The following is a 16,191-nucleotide window of genomic DNA, read 5'->3' as shown; positions in this document are numbered from 1 at the left end:
CTCAGCTCCGCTTCGCCAGGATCAGACCGGTGGCCTTCGCCGGATCGTCGGTCACCAGGGCGCAATGGTCGCTGGCGTCGAGCAGATGCAGGTCGAAGGCCGCATAGCTGCGGAACGGCTGTTCGGTCACGTCGGAGGCGTCACAGCGCGTCAAGGCCAGCTTCGGGAAGCGGCGGCGCAGCTCGCCGAACGCCATGCTGCCGGCGTCGGGTCGCTCGAGGACCTGCGCGATCTCATTCAGTTCCTGCTCGACCAATGCCATGTCGCCCGTCCTCCTCTACTGCCAAAAGATCCGCTCGGGATCGGCATTCAGCTCGTCAACCGCCGCGGTCAACCGCTGATGCACGCTGTGCAGCTCCCAGATCCCCTGCGCGTGGTCTCTCCAGAACAGCTTCCACATTGCATTCGCGGGGTCGTGACGCAGCAGCGCCACGTCGATCACCCCGCCTTCCTTGTCGATGTTGCGCGAGCAGCACGGACTCTGGACGTGATAACCATCATCGACCGGCGACACCGTCGGCTCGACATAACGATAGCGCTTGCGCGACTTCAGCGCGCGCTCGATCCGCTTGCGATCCAGTTCGTTCGGATGCGCAGGCAGGACGAGACTGAGCTGACGCGCGGTTGCGGCCATGGCTGATCATCGCCCCTCAACCGGGACGATCTCCTCCTCGAGACAGCCCACGACGAGCTGCTCGCCAAACTCGACCAGATAGATCGGCACATTGGCTTCGGTGTGCGTCCCGACCTGCACGATCTCGCCCAGATCGCCGACGCCGACGAGCTTGGCCTCAGCCGGCGCATTGGGGAACGAGCCGTCATTGACGAGGTCGATCAGCGCCTTGACGCGCTGACCCCACTGATATTTCGGCAGACGCGGCTCGATCATGACTGATAGGCTCCCGGCAGCGGCAGCTCATCGTCGACCTCCCCGCGGGGAACGGTCGATTCGAGCTCCTTGCGTTTCATGCCGACGCGATTTCCGCTTTCGAGAAACTCGACGCCGTAGATGTAGAACTGCTGCAGGAACGTACCGATCGAGACGACGTAGCCGATCTCGCCCTTCTTCGCGAGGATCTCGCCGATCTCCTTGCCCGCATAGGTGCCGTCGTTGCGGATGGTGCGCTTCGCCTTCACCTTCTCGCCGAAGGTGAAGTATGGCGGCGCAGACAGTTCCACCACCTCGCTGTCACGAACGATGTTGCTCATGCCGGTTTCTCCATCGCTGCTCCAGAACGGTTATCGAGTCGGCCCCGAGCCATCTCCCTCACCAGCGGATCCTCGTCTCCCGCCAGTTCGCGGAGCTCGCTGAGCGCGATCCGGCTCGCGACCTCATGGCGGACCCGCCAATCGGAGTCCTTGCGCATCGCGGTGAGCAGATCGGGCGCCAGGCGCTCTGCGATCTCCAGCCGCACCCGGGCATCGGGATCGCTGATCATGCCGAGCAGCCAGTCGTTTGGGATGCGCCGGGCGACGACGCGGCGGACCTCGGCCTCGGGGTCGCCCATCATGCGGCCGAGCACCGACGGCACGATCCGGCGCGCGACGACGAGACGGACGTAATAATCCTCGTCCATCATCATCGGCATCAGGTCTTCCGGATCGAGCACGGTGGCGATACGGATGCGGACCTCGCGATGCGGATCGTGGCGCAGCCGTAGCACGAGCCGCTTCGGCAGCCGCCGCGCCGCATTCCAGCGCACGGTCTCCTCGGGATCGTCGAGCAGCGGCGGCAGATAGAACGGACTGGCGTGCTTGGCGGCGATCGCGCGGACCTCGAAATGCGGATGCTTGACGTAATCGTTGGCAAGCGCCGGATTCCAGTTGAAGAAGCGGTCGATGCGCCGGGCATAGCGGTCATGCACGCAGGCGTGCCGGAGCCGGCAGCCGCCGGCGGCGCTGAGTTGCTCGTGGGCGCAGCCGGCGCAGCTGATCTCGCGGCCCTGCCAGTCGATGGCCTCGTCGATGTCGTCACTCATCATCGAGCTCCACCCGGTCGACGACCTCGAGCAGCACCCGCGCGCCGATCTTGTCGCTGGGATCGAGGTCGAGCAGCTTCTGCACCGCGAGCCGCCCCTCCACGAGATTGCCGAGCCGCATCTGCAAATACGCGTAGCCCTTCAGCGTGAACATGAAGAAACGCGGCAGCATGTGATCGAAGCTGCCGAACTCGGCATGGTCGGGGCGGACGTCGCGCCAGTGCGGCGGCAGATGGTTCTCGACCGCGGCCTTGGCCAGGCAGCGCTTGGCGATCCGCAGCGCGTCGGTCAGCCGCCCCTTGTAGAAGTAGAAGCGGTAGAAGCCGATCAGGACCGCCGCATGGTCGGGCGCCAGCGCCTCGGCCTGCTTCAGATGCGTCTCCGCAACCTCATCGACATGATAGCTCTGTCCAGCCAGCCAGAGATGATGCTCGGCCTCCTCGGGCAGGCCACCACCGAGCAGCGCATCCGCAAGCAGCGCGTCCTCGATGGCAGTCTGGGAGCTGGGCCGGGCATCGGTGGGCATGGTTCGCTGTCCTAGTCCTGCAGCGCCTTCAGCGCGTGGCTGGAGCACGACACCTGCTTGGGATCGTGGAACACCAGGCCGGTCTGGGTCGCGGTATCGGCGAAGTCGATGGTCACGCCGTCGAGCAGCAGCCGGCTCTCGACCGGCAGGAACAGCTTGACGCCGTCACGCTCGACCACCGCATCACCGGGCTGCGGGGTCGCGAGCACGCTGATGTCAGCGGCCAGACCCGAACAGCCGCCGGGCGACACGGCGAGGCGGAAGCCCGATCCCGCGGTGCCGTCGGCCCGCAGCATCATGCGCATGAACTTCTGCGCGGCTGGCGTGAGAGTGAAGTTCATCGGGATCTCCTCAGGCCGGCGGCTGATAGCGCGGGAACGAGTTGTCGATCACGCAGGTGTTGTCGACCGGGCAGACGGCGGCGCATTGCGGTTCGTCGAAATGGCCGATGCACTCGGTGCACTTCTTGGGGTCGATCACGAAGGTGCCGTTCTTCTCGGAGATCGCCACGTTCGGACATTCGGGCTCGCAGGCCGAGCAGCTCGTGCATTGCGAGGCAATGATCTTCAACGTCATGAATTGCTCCTGTCGAAAGGGACCGGCGGCGACAGCGCGCCGCCGGATTCGCGTGTTACGCTGCCGAGATCAGGGCCCCCTGGCGGATCTCGGCGTCGCCGCGCACGACGTGCTGGATCTCGCCGCTGTTGACCTTGTCGAGATAGCTCTTGAACCAGGCGATCGCCGATTTCTCGATGAACTCATGGGCGAACTGATCGACCGGCTCGATGCCGGCGGCCTGCAGGTCGCTCTTCGGGCAGCCGCCGATCTTGGCCACGAACACCGCATGGCAGTCGTTGATGGCGCGGATCACGGTCTCCAGGCTGTCCTCGTCGCCATAGCCGCCCTGGCAGTACAGGTCGACGCGGCGGTGACCGACGAACTTCGCACCGGCGGTGGAGAGTTCGTAGACCTGGAACTCCTTGGCGTGGCCGAAATGCTCGTTGATCAGGCCCGAGCCCTTGGTCGCGACCGCGACCAGGAGCTTGACGTCGCTGGACTGGCCGGCGAGCGAGGCCAGCTCCTCCTGGCGGGCGACGACCTTGGCGACGCGCTCGCTCTCGACCGCCTCCTGATAGGCCTTGCGGCTGTCGATGTCGTAGTTCACCTCCATCGCCATGATCTTGTCGGTGGTGAACTCGGCGGAGCGATCCTCGCCGAGCAGGCCGACGGCGTCGGCGCGGCACTGGCGGCAATGCCGCATCATGTTCATCTCGCCTTCGCACTCGTCCTGCAGCGCCTTGAGCTCCTGCGCGGTCGGGCCGCGCTGGCCGGTCAGGCCGAACACGGTGCCGTGCTCCGGCGAGGAGATCAGCGGCATGATGTTGTGCAGGAAGGCGCCGCGCGACTTCACCGCTCGGTTGACCTCGACCAGGTGCTTGTCGTTGACGCCTGGGATCATCACCGAGTTGACCTTGCAGAGGATGCCGCGCTCGGTCAGCATCTCCAGACCCTGCAGCTGGCGGTCGGTGAGCAGCTTGGCCGCCTCGACGCCGGTGTAGCGCTTGTGCTTCCAGAACACCCAGGGATAGATCTTGGCGCCGATCTCGGGATCGACCATGTTGATGGTGATCGTGACGTGGTCGACATTGAAGCCGGCGATGGTGTCGACATGGTCGGGCAGCGCGAGACCGTTGGTCGAGAGACACAGCTTGATGTCGGGCGCGGTGCGCGCGATCAGCTCGAAGGTCTTAAAGGTCTTCTCGGGGTTGGCGAGCGGATCGCCCGGGCCGGCAATGCCGAGCACGGTCATCTGCGGAATGGTCGAGGCGACGGCGAGCACTTTCTTGGCGGCCTGCTCGGGCGTCAGCTTCTCGCTGACGACGCCCGGACGCGACTCGTTGGCGCAATCATATTTGCGGTTGCAGTAATTGCACTGGATGTTGCAGGCCGGCGCCACGGCGACATGCATACGCGCATAGTGATGATGCGCCTCCTCGCTGTAGCAGGGATGGTTCTTCACCTTTTCCCAGATCTCCGGCGGCAGGTCGTTCTCGCCGGCACCTGAGCCGCAGCTCGCCTTGCCGCTACCGCCCGAGGTGCCGCAGCCCTTGTGCTCTGCGATGGTCTGCATCACCGAGCTCAGCTTGTCGCCGTCCGGTATCGTCGCCTGTTCGTGCTGCACTGACGCGTCCATGTCCGCTCCTTAACGTTGCTGGCGAGCCGCAAACCGCCTTGGTCTTGGGTTCAGCAACTCGCGTGCCACGCCGCGGACAAGATCATTTCTCCGAACTATCAACGCCTTAGCAAAATCATCGCGGCTGTCGCCTTGCCAACATGCGAAAGCCTCTCGTTTGATGCGTTGTTAGAAACGTTACAGACTCTGATGCGGACCCGGAACGCACAGCAGAACAGCGCGGCTTGTGGCCGCGCTGTTCGTAATGGTGAGGGACCGCGTTCAGCCGCCGATGATGATCTCGGTCGCCCGCGCGAGTGGAATTGCGATCGGCGTCAGCCGTTCGGCGATGAAGAATTTCAGCTCGTTCTTCGACAGCGAGTCCGGCTCGACCAGGACGTAATGCTCAGTGCCGGAGCGCTTGATGACCTGGCGCCCATAGGTGCGCAGCAGCTGGTCGTTGAAGCGGCAGCCGATGAACAGGAAGCCGCGATCGGTGCGGCGATCCTTCACGGTATCCGGAATCGGCGTCTGGATGTCGATATCGGTCAGGACCTCGACATAGTCGGCATCGGTGATCAGGAAGTTCTTGGCCGGCGTGATGCCGCCATGCGGCTTGTAGAGCAGCGTGGTCCAGCCGCCAGCCTTCTCACGGTCGGCCTCGGCACCGGACGCATCGTAGAAGCGATACCAGCGGTCCTCGCCGATGCCGGCACGGGTGATGCCCTGCACCTCGCCCCAATCGCTGCGCCCGGCCAGCGCCGTCCGCATGGCGCCGTCATACCAGCTGTCGACGATCATCGGCAGCGGCAGCATTGCCAGGTGCTTCTGCAACGGCGTCGGCGCGACGGGGGCTGCGAACGCTTCGGCCATCAGCGCCGTCACCGTGGAGCGGTGGCGCGTGCTCTCGATGTGCTGCGCCGAGGCCCAGGCATTGCCCTTGGCCCGGCGCGGCAGCGCCACCTTGGTGCCGAAGAACGCCGCCAGCGCTTCCGGATTCATCGGCACCGGAGCACCGGACTGTTCCGAGACCGCAGGGCCGAGGAACGGGACGACCTTGCCGGCCTTCAGCCGGGCGACGACGTCCTTCAGCAGCGCCTCGGCGTCGGCCTGCTTGAGAATGTCGATATGAGGAAGCGGCGCATTCATCACTCGTCCCCTTCTCCACCGCGCTTGCGCGCATTGATCGTGATCGGCAGCCGCGTGTCGGCGGCCATCTGCGGCAGCTCGAGCACCCAGCCATTGGCGATGCGGATCCAGCCGCCCCACAAGGTCTCGTGCTCGGTCTCGACGATCGGCTCCTCCAGGTCCTTTTTCGGGACGTAGATCGAGAGGCCGGTTTCCGGCGAGCGGCGGATCATGACTTTCATTGCGTGAGCTCCGTGGGGCGAAGGACGTCCGCCGATGGCGTGGGATGGTGCTGCAGCCAGGCCGGCGAGCTCTCGCGCAGCCGGCCGACGATGTCGGGCAGGACCTGCAGCACGCGCGTGATGTCGTCGTCCGTGGTCTCACGCGACAGCGAGAAACGAACGGCGCCGCGCAAAAAATCCGGCGGCACGTTCATGGCGCGCAGCACATGCGACGGCTCCATCGAGCCGGACGCGCAGGCAGAGCCGAGCGAGGCCGCGATGCCGGCCTGGTTCAGGCGCAAGACGATGGGCTCGCCTTCAAGATGCTGGAAGGCGATGTTCGCCGTGTTCGGCAGCCGCTGCGCGGGATCGCCGAGCACGGCGCAATGGCCGACGCCCTGGATGATGCCCTGCTCCAGCCGGTCGCGCAGCGCGCGCACGCGGCCCTGCTCGTCGGCGAGATGATGTGCGGCCAGCTCGGCCGCCTTGCCGAGACCGATGATCGCGGGCACGTTCTCGGTGCCGCCGCGGCGGCGGCGCTCCTGCGGGCCACCGCGCACGAGCGGCGCGAACGGCGTGCCCTTCCTGACATAGAGCGCACCGATGCCCTTGGGCCCGTGCAACTTGTGGCCGGACAGCGACAGCATGTCGACGCCGGCCGATTTCAGATCGATCGCGATCTTGCCGACAGCCTGGACGGCGTCGGTATGAAACAGCGCCCCCGCGTCATGCGCGAGCTTGGCCAGCTCCGGAATGGGAAACAGCGTCCCGGTCTCGTTATTGGCCCACATCACCGAAGCGATCGCGGTGCGCGGCCCGAGCGCGCGCTTGTAGGCGTCGAGATCGAGGCGGCCGGCGGCGTCGACGCCGATCAGATGCACCGTCACGTCACGTCTGTCCCTGAGCTGATCGACCAGCGACAGGATCGCGGGATGCTCGACCGCCGTGGTGACGATCTCGTCCCGGCCGTCCTGCGTCTCCAGCGCCGACAGCAACGCGGTGTTGTCGGATTCCGTCCCGCCCGAGGTGAAGACGATCTCGTGATCGAAGGCGGCGCCCAGCAGCGCCTGCAGACTCTTGCGCGCCTGGCGGACGGCGCCCGCTACCTCGCTGCCGAAGGCATGCGAGGACGAGGCATTGCCGAACTGGTCCGAGAAGAACGGCAACATCGCCGCGACGACGGCGGGGTCGACACGTGTCGTCGCGTTGTTGTCGAGATAGACCGGACGCAAGGCCGCTCCTTAATGCCGCGCCTTAGGAGCGCCGGCCACGGGAACGAGACGGACGAACTCGCCGAGCTTCTCGATCATGCGGGCCTGGATGCCCTCCAGGGTCGCGCTGGCGAGCTTGCAGAAGATGCAGGCGCCGGCGAGCTTGACCATGATCTTGTTGCCGTCGATCTCGACGAGCTCGCAATCACCGCCGTCGCGCTTGAGGTTCGGACGGACCTCCTCGATCACGGCCCGGATGATCCGCTCACGCTCGCTCATCTGAGCCGGCGCTTCGACGATGCCCTGGGTTTCAACCAGCATGATGTCACTTCTCTCGAATGTTGCGGGGATCAGGCGAACGACTTGCCGCAGCCGCAGCTGGACTTGGCGTTCGGGTTCTCGAAGGTGAAGCCGGAGCCTTCGAGCGCGACGACGAAGTCGATCGTCGTGCCTTCGAGATATTCGAGGCTCTTGTGATCGACGAGTACGCGCACGCCCTCACGCTCGATCACGGTGTCCTCCGGCTCGCTGCCGCTGACGAGGCCCATATTGTATTTGAGCCCGGCGCAGCCGCCGGCTTCGACCATGATCCTGAGGCCGTCGACCGGCTTGTCGGAGGTGGTGATCGCGTTGCGCACCGCATTGATGGCGCTGTCGGTCAGATTGATCATCATCGTCTCGCCTTTCCCGTTCGGCTGTTGCGGGTGGGATTGGCAAGTCTCGTGCCATGCAGCAATGAGCTGAAAGCACTTGGCTTTTTGCAGTGTCGCTGTGGCGTTTCCGACGCGTGTCGACTTTCCGACAGGGGCGCTTCGCGTCGTGTCCCCCCGGACTGTCGGCGGGCGGTCCTGGCGCAAATCCGACAATCCGCGCGCCTTGCGGGCGAAACACCAGACAAATCAAGCCGCGAGATAGGTCGGCAGACAATTTGCATCACGCCGTTTTTGACCGCGCCGTGCGGCGAACGGCTCACCAGACCATGCGAGGGGATTGCTGATGACGACATTGGAGAAGACGGTTGCGATCGAGACCACCGCGCTCGCGCAGCTCGACAAAGAGGGGCGGTTGCTCAACGCCGTCCTGAAGGCACCGACCACCAAGCCCGGACGGTTCGGCTTCCGCGGCGACATCGCCTTGAAATTCCAGACCCAGGTCGCCGACGAGAAGCGCCCGCCGGATTTCTCGATCGAGCAGGTGCTGACGATCGTCCATGACGGCGAGGCGACAATTCCGGTGCTCGTCGGCTACATCCATTCGCTGGCCTATCTCGAGACGGCCGCCGAGATCCTCAAGGGTCTGCTGCGGCCCGACGGCAGCTACTTCATGTTCTGCAACAACATCGACCTGTTGGCGAAGTACCGCATCAAGATGGGCGACGTCACGTTCTATGTCCTGCCGTGCGATGAATCGACGGTCTGGAAAGAGATGATGGATCTGCTTTCGATCGACAAGAACGACATCAAGAAGCTCGACACCGCCGGCAAGCTCGATTACGTGCTCGACGCCGCCAAGCAGTTCAGCGAGGCCTATGAGGTCATTCCTTACGCGGACGCGCTCGCGAAGATGGAGCCGGTCAAGAACCGCAACGAGAACCGGCCGGTGTGAGGCCGCTCTGATCTTCAGATGCAGGGTGAACTCGACGAGCGTTTCGTTAGGACCAGCCATTGTTTCGGGGTTGAGTTCGCGCCCTCCCACCTGCTGTCATGCTCCGCGAAGGCGGAGCATCCAGTACTCCGCGGCAGAAGTTATTGAACCGAGGTGTCACAGCGTACTGGATTGTCCGCCTTCGCGAGGGCTTTGCATAAGTCCAGCCAGATGCTTCTCTTCTGATGGAGATTCGCGGGAGAAGATCATGGCGGAGCGGCAGATCGGCCAATTGAGCTTTACCGATGACCGGGTCAGAGATGCTGTGCGCGCGAATGCCGGATTGCAGCGCGTAGCGGAGTTGGTCGATTGGAGTGCTGTCGAGGCGCTGCTGAGTGTCTTGCGCAGCGGGTCCATGGGCGCGCCAGCGTATCCTTCGCTGGCGCTCCTGAAGGCGCTGTTGCTGCAGCAATGGTATGGCCTGTCTGATCCGGGCCTTGAGGAAGCCTTGGTCGATCGGCTGTCGTTCAGGCGCTTCCTGGGGCTGTCCCTGTCCGATCGGGTACCAGATCATTCCACGCTGTGGCGTTTCCGCGAGCAACTGGCCAAGAGCGGATTGGCCGAGCGCGTCTTTGCCTTAATCACGGCGCAAATCGAGGCGTCCGGCTTTGTTCTGAAGCGCGGCACCCTAATCGACGCCTCGCTGGTCAAGTCGGCCGTCAATGCGCCCGAACCGCCGGATACTCCTTCACCTCCAGACGCCGACGGCAGACCCGCGAGCAAGCTGATCAGAAGCCCCCTCGATCCGGAAGCCGCCTGGACGAAGAAGGAAGGTAAATATTTCTTCGGCTACAAGGCGCATGTCGCAATGGATCAAGGCAGCCGCATCATTCGGCGGGCGACCTTCACGCCTGCCAATATCAACGATTCCGTACCTGCCAACGCATTGATCTGCGGAGACGAGAAGACCGTCTATGCTGACAAGGCCTATGACAGCAATGCTCGTCGCGAGAAGTTAAAGGCTCTCGGTATCCGCGATGGAATCGCACGCCGAGCCAACCGTTGGCACCCGATGCGCCCATGGATGACCCGCCGGAATGAGTTGATTTCCTATCTCCGGGCGCCGGTCGAGCCGCTGTTTGCGCTCTTGAAGAAAACCTATCGCTTTTCGCGGGCACGACACCGCGGCCTCGCCCGGAATTCGGCGGCCTTCTACCTCGCAATTACAGCCATGAACCTCAAGCGGTGGATCACCCTGCACCCTGTCTAACCCAGGTGCCGGGCCCATCGGCCCTGCATCGTCTTCGATGCTTCGAGAGCTAATCTACTCGAATAAGACATGGCCGCCCCTAGACCTTGTCGGCCCAACTTCTGCAAAGCCCTCGCGAAAGCGGACGATGACAGCCGGGTCTAAACGATCAATATGCCAGGACTTTGGAAGCGGTCGTCTCGTGCAACCTGAAGTCCCGGCCCTCGTGCCGGGACTTCGTGCAAAATCTCAGCCTTCCTCGCATTGCAGGCCGGTCTCGGCGTCCTCCTCGTCGTCTTCGACCAGCGTCACGCCGGTCACGCAGATGTCGCCATCCAAGACCGTCAGCGTCACCGGCGTCAGGCTTTCGCCCTTGCAGGGGCCGTCGACGCAGAGCCCGGTGCCGATCTCGAACAGCGAGCCGTGCTTGCCGCAAAGGATGCGCAGGCCGTTGCCGTCCAGGAACTGATTGCGCTCCCAGTCGAGATTGACCTTGTCGTGCGGGCACATGTTCAGATAGCCGAACACCTGCTTGCCCCAGCGGATGACGAAGATCGGCCAGGGCCGTTGGCTGCCGTCCTCGGCCACGATCATGAGCTGGAAGCCCACCGCGCGGCGGCTCGGTATGTCGTTGAAGCTGCAGATGGCGTAAGCGACCTCGGTCGTCATGTCAGGCCTCATCGATGTCTGGCGCATGTCCGACATCGCCGCTTTCAGCACCGCGAGAGCGACGGTCGGCTCGCTGAGGGGCCACATTGCAAGATTCGCGCAACTCCGCCGCCCGACCTGTCTTTCTCGCTTTTGCGAGAGACTGGCACAGAACTTGAAAATTTCTCCCGCAAAGGCGCTTCTTTGTAAGGAGATCGACATGAACGTGACACTGGACTTCGTCGAAAGCTCGCTCGACGACATCAAGGCGGCCCTGGATGGCGGCACCTTGACGGTCTACTCGGTGGCGCGGCCGACCACGGCCGACAAGGCGGTCGATCGCAGCGGCGTGCTGGCGACCTTCACCTTCGCCTCGCCCGCCTTCGGCCCGGCCAAGGACGGCCTGGAGCAGCCGAACTTCGTCGCGGCCTCGGTGCCGGCGGCCACCGTCGGCACGCCCGGCTTCGCGCGGGCGCGCAAGGCCGACGGGACGACGGTCGCCGATTTCTCCGCCGGCCCCGGCGACCGCGAGATCAAGTTCACCGAAGTGTCGTGCTCGCCCGGCGCACCGGTCACCGTCGCCACCTTCAAGATCATCGCCGATGGCGGCTGGCCGGAGCGCCCGGAATATTACGACACCCGTCCGCGCCCGGGCTACCCGATGCCGAAGACGCTCTGACGCGTTGCCGCGTCAGCCTTCCCTTGGCTCTTCAAATCGCGAGCGCATATATGAGCACAGACACATCGAGCGCCCTGGTCAGCTCCGAATGGCTGACGCAGCACCTGACCGACCCCGCCGTCAAGATCCTCGACTGCACCTGGCATCATCCGAGCACCAATCTCGACGGCCGCACCCAATATCGCGGCCGGCATCTGCCGGGCTCGGTGCATTTCGACATCGACCAGGTCGCCGACAAATCCAACCCGCTGCCGCACATGCTGCCGACGGTCGAGGACTTCGCGCACAAGGTTGGACTGCTCGGCATCGGCAATTCCGATCGCGTCGTCGTCTATGACCGCCATTATGGCGGCTCGGCGGCCGCGCGCGTGTGGTGGATGTTCCGCGTGTTCGGACATGACAATGTCGCGCTGCTCGATGGCGGCTTCGGCAAGTGGACCAAGGAGAAGCGGCCCGCGGAAATGACGCCGGTGCGTCCCGCGCCGGCGAGCTTCACGGCGAATTTCCAGCCCGGCCTGGTCGCGACGCTGGCGGACGTGCAGCGGCTGGCGCAGAGCGGCGCACAGCTGGTCGATGCCCGCGGCCCAGGCAAGTTCGACGGTACACAAGCGGACGTCTTCGCCTTCAAGCGCCAGGGCCACATTCCCGGAGCGATCAACCTGCCCTGGGCCGATCTGGTCAACCCCGACACCGGCGTGCTGCTGGCCCCGGACGCGCTCGCTGCACGCGTCACGGCCGCCGGCATCGATCTCGGCAAGCCGATCGTCACCAGCTGCGCCTCCGGCATCACCTCCTGCATGCTGGCGCTGGCGCTGTACCGGCTGGGCGTTCCGACCACCGCCGTCCATGACGGCTCCTGGGCGGAATGGAGCCAGCTCGACGATACGGCCGCAGCGGCGTGATCCAGCTGATAGCAATGACGGGAGTACGAGCATGGCAAAGACCCTGGTCAAGACCACGCAGGACGGCCGCAAGGTCGAGGTGATTGGGCTCGCGATCTGTCTCGAGGGCGAGCTCGAGGCGTTCGAGCTGGTCGAGGTCAAGCTGCATCCGAACCGGCGCAAGATCTGGGAGGCCGCGCCCGACGCCACCCACATGGCCGGCCGCATCACCTTGACGAAGGACGAAGCGGCCATCGTCGAGGGCGCCTTCGCCGCCGCCCAGGCCGAGATCCTCGCCACCCCCGCCGCCATCAACGAGCGCTTCCGGATCGCGGCGATGTGGAAGGCTAGGGAACAGGGGATCGAGTAGGTCCGGCCTGGCAACGGCGTCTTCCTATCTCTCCGCCGTCATTCCGGGGCATCGCGTAGCGATGAGCCCGGAATCCATAACCACGAACGGGTGTTGTTTTCGAAGATGAGCGCCACATACATCTCGCGCCTCATCGTCGGTCGTGGCTATGGATTCCGGGCTCGCGCTGCGCGCGCCCCGGAATGACGGCGGAAAGAGAACGCTCAACATCTGGCTGCGTGAATATATCGGCGATGTCGGTCCACGGTGCGTCGTCATCGCGAGCACAGCGACGCAATCCAGAGCTACGCTGGGACTCTGGATTGCTTCGTCGCCTGCGGCGCCTCGCAATGACGTCTGGGAGACTTGTGAACGGCCACTGAAATGATCGACTACTGAAAAATCCGCCCGCGATAGTGGTAGCTGCCGTCGTCGTCGACATCGAACAGCTCGCCGATATCGGGATGCTTGACCGGCTCGCCGGAGGCGTCCGGCAGCAGGTTCTGCTCGGGCACATAGGCAATGTAGCTGCTGTCGCCGCTCTCGGCGAGCAGGTAATAGAACGGCTGCTCCTTGTCGAGCCTGGCGTCCATGGTGATGGCGCGCCAGCCTTCGTCCTCGGAGAACGACAGGTCGACGTCGAACACGACGCCGCGCAGATCGTAGACGCGGTGCCGGGTCACCTGACCGATCGTGAACTTTGCCTCCATCCGCACCATGGCCGCACGTCCGGTTGCTACGCCGCCGGCGAATGGGTCTGGCAATTGGTCGGACAGACCCGGGCGCAGGCGCCGCAGCCGATGCAGGCGCCGGTGTCGTGCATGACCATGATCTTTTTCTCGACCTCGTCATCCTCGTCATCGTCGAGCTCGACGAACTCACCCTCGTCGTTGATGCCCTTCAAGGTCATGACCTCGCGGCCACAGACCTTGTAGCAGCGGCCGCAGCCGATGCATTTGGCGGCATCGATGGCGACCAGATAATCCGGCCGCCAGTCGCGGCCGTCGCGGGTTGAATTGGACATGGTGACGGGTCCTTGAAAAGGGTCACGCGGTCTCGAGCTTCTTCAGCTCGGCCCGCTTCTTCTCCAGCTCGGCGAACGCTTCGTGCGCCTTCTGCGCGGTCGGCAGGATCTGGTCCCAGTTGATGGGCAGCTCCTCCGACAGATCGTGCAGGTTCATCTTGGCATCCATGGCGCGGGCCGACAGCTTCTTGATCTCGGCCTTCAGGGTATCCAAATCGCTCATCGTCTCATCCTCGCCGTTAGTATTTCGCGACGTCCTTGAACTTCTCGATCATCTCGACGCCGGCCTTGACGAATTTGTCGCCCTCGTCGGCCAGCTTGCCAAGATTATCGAAGCCGAAGCGGTGCACGTCGCGGAGCTGCTTGTTGACCACGATCAGCCGGCCGCCGATCAGCACCATGCGGCCGAACCCCTCATGGCTCATCTTCAGCATCGGCGAGATCATCACGCCGGTGGCCTTCTCGATCGACAGTGCGATCGCGTTGAAGAACAGCTCCAGGCGCCAGATCGTCTCGGGATCTGGATCGCCGATGATCGGCAGCGCCCGCCGCTTCTCCTTGTCCAGGATGTAGGGCTCGAGCAAGTCAACGTCCTTCTTGCCCTCCCAGGCGCCATGGGTGTCCTGGGCGCGCCAGACCTTGATCAGTTCCTTGACGAAGGGCCGCTGCTCGGCCGGGACGACTTCTGCGACGACTGCGGTATCAGACATGTTGGTTTCCTCATTCCTCGAAATCGAGCGCGCGTTCCTGACCCTTGGCCAGCGCCTTGCGCAGCCATGGCGGCGGCGTCCCCCTCAGCACGGCCTGCAGCTTGCCGAGGAGATCCGTGATCTCCTCAGGCTGGGTGACCTTCATCGGATGGATGTTGTTGGCGACGACGCGCGCCGCGCCGGAGCCGCCGATCGCGGCGACATAGAGGATCGCGCAATCCTTGATCGCCTCGATCTTCGGCGCCAGCTTGTCCTCGTTGCCGTCCTCCTTGAGATCGCCGTCGAACTCGACCGTCTCGACGAAGCGATAGCCCTCGGGATCGAGATCGTAGATCGCGATGTTCTTGGCCCAGCCGAAATGGGCGTCGACGCGTTTCAGATCCTGGGTAGCGAATGCGACTTTCATGTCGTCGGTCCTTTCTCCTGAAGCGTCAATGCAGCGGCGCCACGACGGCGGAGTCGATCGGCGCCTGATGGTCGGCCCATGGGTCGAGCCAGGTGTCGGGCGTCGGCTGATGGTTGTCCTCGCGATCGGCAATGATCAGATTGGCCAGCGCAAAGATCAGATCGCGGGTGCCCCGATAGCCGACCGTCAAGAGATGCCCTGCCCCGAGCCGGTCAAACATCGGGAAACCGATCCGGTAGAACGGGATCTTCAACCGCGCGGCGGCCTGGCGGCCATGCGAATGCGTCATCATCAGGCCGCAGTCGCGCGCTTTGGCCAGCGTCTCCAGATCTTCGAGATCGCCGATCAGCACCTCCTCGCACGGCATGCGCTCGAGCACCGGCGACTGCGTCGTGGTGATGGCGACCGCGATATCAGCGCCCATGTCGTGCAGCATGCTGGCGACGTCGAACAGCAGGTCCGGCTCGGCACCGATGGCGAGCTTGCAGCCGCCGATGTGGAAATGCGCATCCAGCATCGCGTCCGCGAGCTGGCCGCGCTGCCGGCGATATTTCGCCGGCACCGGACGTCCCGAGATCTCGCTGAGGAAAGACATGAACTCGTCGTTCGGCAGCAGGCCGCAGAGACGCTCGAACAGCCGGTACGGCACGCCGGTCCTGGCCTGCATCGCCTCGGCCGCGCGCTTCATCTGCGCACCGATCGCGATCGTCCAGTTCGCGCTGCCCATGACAGCGATTTCCTCCAGCCCGATGCCGCCGATCGTGGTCGGGGTAAACTCGTCGGGGATATGGCCGTCGAGCGAGCCGCCGATATCCGGCAGGAACGACGGCTCCAGGCCGAAATCCTCGAAGATGGTGCGCAGCTCCTCGATGTCACCCGGCGTCAGATGGCAGCCCGGCAGCACGTTGACGCGGGCCGGATCGCGCCGGGTCGAGGTCGGCTTGTCGACCAGCACCTCCACCATCTTGGCCACGGTCTTGTCCCAGCCGTCCTGAAAGGCGTCCTTGAAGTCCGGCGTCGAGACGTAGACCAGCGGATAATTGGCGAGCTCCGGGTGCTTCTCGCGGATCAGTCTGATGTAGCCGTCGACATCATCGCCCTTGGTCTCGGTGACCCCGGTCGAGCAGATGCCAATGATCTCCGGCTTCTGCTTCTTGTAGATGTTGAGGATCGCCTGCTCGACATTCTCATAGCCGCCGAGCACGGTGGCGACCTCGCTCATCGCCGTGGTCTGCATCGGCACCGCTTCCTTGAAGTGGCGCACGAACAGCGTCAGGCCGAACGAGGTGCAGCCCTGCGAGCCGTGCAGCAGCGGCATTGCCCCGCGCAGGCCGAGGAACGCGAACGAGCCGCCGATCGGCTGGCTCATCTTCAGCGGATTGACCGCGCAGGCCTTCTTTCCAATGGTGACCTTGGCCATGTG

General features: G+C 64.3%; 26 protein-coding genes. 5 read left to right on the top strand and 21 right to left on the bottom strand.

The window, feature by feature from the left end; all coding sequences use genetic code 11:
- Position 1: 1 nt before the first annotated feature.
- The 14 genes from ACVIJ6_RS21445 to ACVIJ6_RS21380 form a co-directional block, all read right to left on the bottom strand.
- Positions 2 to 262 carry a hypothetical protein gene (locus ACVIJ6_RS21445; RefSeq protein ID WP_456774316.1) on the bottom strand — a complete coding sequence of 87 codons (261 nt, stop codon included), beginning with the start codon at positions 260 to 262 and terminating at the stop codon, positions 2 to 4.
- A gap of 15 nt (positions 263 to 277) precedes the next feature.
- Entirely contained in the window at positions 278 to 634 is a 357-nt protein-coding gene (locus ACVIJ6_RS21440) for a DUF3024 domain-containing protein (RefSeq protein ID WP_456774315.1), read from the bottom strand.
- A gap of 6 nt (positions 635 to 640) precedes the next feature.
- Positions 641 to 889, bottom strand: a complete 249-nt coding sequence (locus ACVIJ6_RS21435) for a nitrogen fixation protein NifZ (protein ID WP_456774314.1) — start codon at positions 887 to 889, stop codon at positions 641 to 643.
- Positions 886 to 1,209, bottom strand: a complete 324-nt coding sequence (locus ACVIJ6_RS21430) for a nitrogen fixation protein NifZ (protein ID WP_012045798.1) — start codon at positions 1,207 to 1,209, stop codon at positions 886 to 888. Before ACVIJ6_RS21430 ends, ACVIJ6_RS21435 begins: the two co-directional genes overlap by 4 nt.
- Entirely contained in the window at positions 1,206 to 1,979 is a 774-nt protein-coding gene (locus ACVIJ6_RS21425; protein ID WP_456774313.1) for a 4Fe4S-binding leucine-rich repeat protein, read from the bottom strand. The genes ACVIJ6_RS21430 and ACVIJ6_RS21425 overlap by 4 nt, the downstream gene beginning before the upstream one ends.
- Positions 1,972 to 2,505, bottom strand: coding sequence for a hypothetical protein (locus ACVIJ6_RS21420; protein WP_456774312.1), 534 nt, complete (start codon positions 2,503 to 2,505; stop codon positions 1,972 to 1,974). The genes ACVIJ6_RS21425 and ACVIJ6_RS21420 overlap by 8 nt, the downstream gene beginning before the upstream one ends.
- Before the next feature lie 11 nt (positions 2,506 to 2,516).
- Positions 2,517 to 2,846, bottom strand: a complete 330-nt coding sequence (locus tag ACVIJ6_RS21415) for a HesB/IscA family protein (RefSeq protein WP_456774311.1) — start codon at positions 2,844 to 2,846, stop codon at positions 2,517 to 2,519.
- Between the two features lie 10 nt (positions 2,847 to 2,856).
- Positions 2,857 to 3,081, bottom strand: coding sequence for a YfhL family 4Fe-4S dicluster ferredoxin (locus tag ACVIJ6_RS21410; protein WP_006609676.1), 225 nt, complete (start codon positions 3,079 to 3,081; stop codon positions 2,857 to 2,859).
- Positions 3,082 to 3,136: 55 nt separating this feature from the next.
- The gene (gene nifB, locus ACVIJ6_RS21405) at positions 3,137 to 4,699 is read right to left on the bottom strand and encodes a nitrogenase cofactor biosynthesis protein NifB (protein ID WP_456774310.1); all 1,563 of its coding nucleotides are present in this window, start codon (positions 4,697 to 4,699) and stop codon (positions 3,137 to 3,139) included.
- 261 nt (positions 4,700 to 4,960) lie between these two features.
- A complete protein-coding gene (locus ACVIJ6_RS21400; protein WP_456774309.1) occupies positions 4,961 to 5,827 on the bottom strand; it encodes an SIR2 family NAD-dependent protein deacylase in 867 nt (288 codons plus the stop codon).
- Positions 5,827 to 6,048: a putative nitrogen fixation protein NifT gene (gene nifT, locus ACVIJ6_RS21395; RefSeq protein WP_012029022.1), complete on the bottom strand. Its 222-nt coding sequence runs from the start codon at positions 6,046 to 6,048 to the stop codon at positions 5,827 to 5,829. Before nifT ends, ACVIJ6_RS21400 begins: the two co-directional genes overlap by 1 nt.
- The gene (gene nifS, locus ACVIJ6_RS21390; RefSeq protein ID WP_456774308.1) at positions 6,045 to 7,259 is read right to left on the bottom strand and encodes a cysteine desulfurase NifS; all 1,215 of its coding nucleotides are present in this window, start codon (positions 7,257 to 7,259) and stop codon (positions 6,045 to 6,047) included. Before nifS ends, nifT begins: the two co-directional genes overlap by 4 nt.
- A 9-nt stretch (positions 7,260 to 7,268) precedes the next feature.
- Positions 7,269 to 7,559, bottom strand: a complete 291-nt coding sequence (locus ACVIJ6_RS21385) for a NifU family protein (protein WP_172115359.1) — start codon at positions 7,557 to 7,559, stop codon at positions 7,269 to 7,271.
- Between the two features lie 29 nt (positions 7,560 to 7,588).
- The gene (locus ACVIJ6_RS21380; RefSeq protein WP_008960276.1) at positions 7,589 to 7,909 is read right to left on the bottom strand and encodes a HesB/IscA family protein; all 321 of its coding nucleotides are present in this window, start codon (positions 7,907 to 7,909) and stop codon (positions 7,589 to 7,591) included.
- A gap of 325 nt (positions 7,910 to 8,234) precedes the next feature.
- Between ACVIJ6_RS21380 and ACVIJ6_RS21375 the strand changes: the two genes are divergently transcribed.
- Both ACVIJ6_RS21375 and ACVIJ6_RS21370 read left to right on the top strand, forming a co-directional pair.
- Positions 8,235 to 8,843 (top strand): hypothetical protein, encoded by a 609-nt coding sequence (locus tag ACVIJ6_RS21375; protein WP_456774307.1) that lies wholly within the window; start codon positions 8,235 to 8,237, stop codon positions 8,841 to 8,843.
- A gap of 247 nt (positions 8,844 to 9,090) precedes the next feature.
- Positions 9,091 to 10,092, top strand: a complete 1,002-nt coding sequence (locus ACVIJ6_RS21370) for an IS5 family transposase (RefSeq protein ID WP_456774306.1) — start codon at positions 9,091 to 9,093, stop codon at positions 10,090 to 10,092.
- A gap of 228 nt (positions 10,093 to 10,320) precedes the next feature.
- Here the strand turns inward: ACVIJ6_RS21370 and ACVIJ6_RS21365 are convergent, their stop codons facing one another.
- Positions 10,321 to 10,740 (bottom strand): Rieske (2Fe-2S) protein, encoded by a 420-nt coding sequence (locus ACVIJ6_RS21365; protein ID WP_456777045.1) that lies wholly within the window; start codon positions 10,738 to 10,740, stop codon positions 10,321 to 10,323.
- Between the two features lie 199 nt (positions 10,741 to 10,939).
- On the opposite strand from ACVIJ6_RS21365, the gene ACVIJ6_RS21360 reads away from it, so the two are divergent.
- Genes ACVIJ6_RS21360 through ACVIJ6_RS21350 form a run of 3 tightly spaced genes read left to right on the top strand, consistent with a single transcriptional unit; the run spans position 10,940 to position 12,649 of the window.
- Positions 10,940 to 11,398: a hypothetical protein gene (locus ACVIJ6_RS21360; protein WP_456774305.1), complete on the top strand. Its 459-nt coding sequence runs from the start codon at positions 10,940 to 10,942 to the stop codon at positions 11,396 to 11,398.
- A 50-nt stretch (positions 11,399 to 11,448) separates the two neighbouring features.
- Positions 11,449 to 12,300, top strand: a complete 852-nt coding sequence (locus tag ACVIJ6_RS21355) for a sulfurtransferase (protein ID WP_456774304.1) — start codon at positions 11,449 to 11,451, stop codon at positions 12,298 to 12,300.
- Between the two features lie 31 nt (positions 12,301 to 12,331).
- Complete coding sequence (locus ACVIJ6_RS21350; protein ID WP_012045811.1) at positions 12,332 to 12,649, top strand: hypothetical protein; 318 nt, start codon at positions 12,332 to 12,334, stop codon at positions 12,647 to 12,649.
- A 371-nt stretch (positions 12,650 to 13,020) separates the two neighbouring features.
- Here ACVIJ6_RS21350 and hspQ read toward each other — a convergent pair whose 3' ends face one another.
- The 6 genes from hspQ to nifN are packed head-to-tail and all read right to left on the bottom strand — an operon-like array spanning position 13,021 to position 16,188.
- Positions 13,021 to 13,347, bottom strand: a complete 327-nt coding sequence (gene hspQ / locus ACVIJ6_RS21345) for a heat shock protein HspQ (protein ID WP_456774303.1) — start codon at positions 13,345 to 13,347, stop codon at positions 13,021 to 13,023.
- A gap of 17 nt (positions 13,348 to 13,364) precedes the next feature.
- Complete coding sequence (fdxB, locus tag ACVIJ6_RS21340) at positions 13,365 to 13,652, bottom strand: ferredoxin III, nif-specific (protein WP_008960273.1); 288 nt, start codon at positions 13,650 to 13,652, stop codon at positions 13,365 to 13,367.
- 22 nt (positions 13,653 to 13,674) lie between these two features.
- Entirely contained in the window at positions 13,675 to 13,875 is a 201-nt protein-coding gene (locus ACVIJ6_RS21335) for a CCE_0567 family metalloprotein (protein ID WP_012045814.1), read from the bottom strand.
- A gap of 16 nt (positions 13,876 to 13,891) precedes the next feature.
- The gene (locus tag ACVIJ6_RS21330; RefSeq protein ID WP_456774302.1) at positions 13,892 to 14,362 is read right to left on the bottom strand and encodes a NifX-associated nitrogen fixation protein; all 471 of its coding nucleotides are present in this window, start codon (positions 14,360 to 14,362) and stop codon (positions 13,892 to 13,894) included.
- Between the two features lie 10 nt (positions 14,363 to 14,372).
- Entirely contained in the window at positions 14,373 to 14,768 is a 396-nt protein-coding gene (gene nifX, locus ACVIJ6_RS21325; RefSeq protein WP_456774301.1) for a nitrogen fixation protein NifX, read from the bottom strand.
- 25 nt (positions 14,769 to 14,793) lie between these two features.
- Positions 14,794 to 16,188 (bottom strand): nitrogenase iron-molybdenum cofactor biosynthesis protein NifN, encoded by a 1,395-nt coding sequence (gene nifN, locus ACVIJ6_RS21320; RefSeq protein WP_456774300.1) that lies wholly within the window; start codon positions 16,186 to 16,188, stop codon positions 14,794 to 14,796.
- Between the last annotated feature and the right edge of the window lie 3 nt (positions 16,189 to 16,191).

This window comes from Bradyrhizobium sp. USDA 4369 (assembly GCF_054056435.1).
The sequence above is the reverse complement of the archived record's forward strand: the minus strand, read 5'-3'. Positions and strand labels throughout refer to the sequence as shown.

Excerpts from the sequence above, each read along its gene's own strand:
- ACVIJ6_RS21445 (WP_456774316.1), bottom strand. The coding sequence starts at position 262 with ATGGCATTGGTCGAGCAGGAACTGAATGAGATCGCGCAGGTCCTCGAG.
- ACVIJ6_RS21440 (WP_456774315.1), bottom strand. The coding sequence starts at position 634 with ATGGCCGCAACCGCGCGTCAGCTCAGTCTCGTCCTGCCTGCGCATCCG.
- ACVIJ6_RS21435 (WP_456774314.1), bottom strand. The coding sequence starts at position 889 with ATGATCGAGCCGCGTCTGCCGAAATATCAGTGGGGTCAGCGCGTCAAG.
- ACVIJ6_RS21430 (WP_012045798.1), bottom strand. The coding sequence starts at position 1,209 with ATGAGCAACATCGTTCGTGACAGCGAGGTGGTGGAACTGTCTGCGCCG.
- ACVIJ6_RS21425 (WP_456774313.1), bottom strand. The coding sequence starts at position 1,979 with ATGAGTGACGACATCGACGAGGCCATCGACTGGCAGGGCCGCGAGATC.
- ACVIJ6_RS21420 (WP_456774312.1), bottom strand. The coding sequence starts at position 2,505 with ATGCCCACCGATGCCCGGCCCAGCTCCCAGACTGCCATCGAGGACGCG.
- ACVIJ6_RS21415 (WP_456774311.1), bottom strand. The coding sequence starts at position 2,846 with ATGAACTTCACTCTCACGCCAGCCGCGCAGAAGTTCATGCGCATGATG.
- ACVIJ6_RS21410 (WP_006609676.1), bottom strand. The coding sequence starts at position 3,081 with ATGACGTTGAAGATCATTGCCTCGCAATGCACGAGCTGCTCGGCCTGC.
- nifB (WP_456774310.1), bottom strand. The coding sequence starts at position 4,699 with ATGGACGCGTCAGTGCAGCACGAACAGGCGACGATACCGGACGGCGAC.
- ACVIJ6_RS21400 (WP_456774309.1), bottom strand. The coding sequence starts at position 5,827 with ATGAATGCGCCGCTTCCTCATATCGACATTCTCAAGCAGGCCGACGCC.
- nifT (WP_012029022.1), bottom strand. The coding sequence starts at position 6,048 with ATGAAAGTCATGATCCGCCGCTCGCCGGAAACCGGCCTCTCGATCTAC.
- ACVIJ6_RS21385 (WP_172115359.1), bottom strand. The coding sequence starts at position 7,559 with ATGCTGGTTGAAACCCAGGGCATCGTCGAAGCGCCGGCTCAGATGAGC.
- ACVIJ6_RS21380 (WP_008960276.1), bottom strand. The coding sequence starts at position 7,909 with ATGATCAATCTGACCGACAGCGCCATCAATGCGGTGCGCAACGCGATC.
- ACVIJ6_RS21375 (WP_456774307.1), top strand. The coding sequence starts at position 8,235 with ATGACGACATTGGAGAAGACGGTTGCGATCGAGACCACCGCGCTCGCG.
- ACVIJ6_RS21370 (WP_456774306.1), top strand. The coding sequence starts at position 9,091 with ATGGCGGAGCGGCAGATCGGCCAATTGAGCTTTACCGATGACCGGGTC.
- ACVIJ6_RS21365 (WP_456777045.1), bottom strand. The coding sequence starts at position 10,740 with ATGACGACCGAGGTCGCTTACGCCATCTGCAGCTTCAACGACATACCG.
- ACVIJ6_RS21360 (WP_456774305.1), top strand. The coding sequence starts at position 10,940 with ATGAACGTGACACTGGACTTCGTCGAAAGCTCGCTCGACGACATCAAG.
- ACVIJ6_RS21355 (WP_456774304.1), top strand. The coding sequence starts at position 11,449 with ATGAGCACAGACACATCGAGCGCCCTGGTCAGCTCCGAATGGCTGACG.
- ACVIJ6_RS21350 (WP_012045811.1), top strand. The coding sequence starts at position 12,332 with ATGGCAAAGACCCTGGTCAAGACCACGCAGGACGGCCGCAAGGTCGAG.
- hspQ (WP_456774303.1), bottom strand. The coding sequence starts at position 13,347 with ATGGTGCGGATGGAGGCAAAGTTCACGATCGGTCAGGTGACCCGGCAC.
- fdxB (WP_008960273.1), bottom strand. The coding sequence starts at position 13,652 with ATGTCCAATTCAACCCGCGACGGCCGCGACTGGCGGCCGGATTATCTG.
- ACVIJ6_RS21335 (WP_012045814.1), bottom strand. The coding sequence starts at position 13,875 with ATGAGCGATTTGGATACCCTGAAGGCCGAGATCAAGAAGCTGTCGGCC.
- ACVIJ6_RS21330 (WP_456774302.1), bottom strand. The coding sequence starts at position 14,362 with ATGTCTGATACCGCAGTCGTCGCAGAAGTCGTCCCGGCCGAGCAGCGG.
- nifX (WP_456774301.1), bottom strand. The coding sequence starts at position 14,768 with ATGAAAGTCGCATTCGCTACCCAGGATCTGAAACGCGTCGACGCCCAT.
- nifN (WP_456774300.1), bottom strand. The coding sequence starts at position 16,188 with ATGGCCAAGGTCACCATTGGAAAGAAGGCCTGCGCGGTCAATCCGCTG.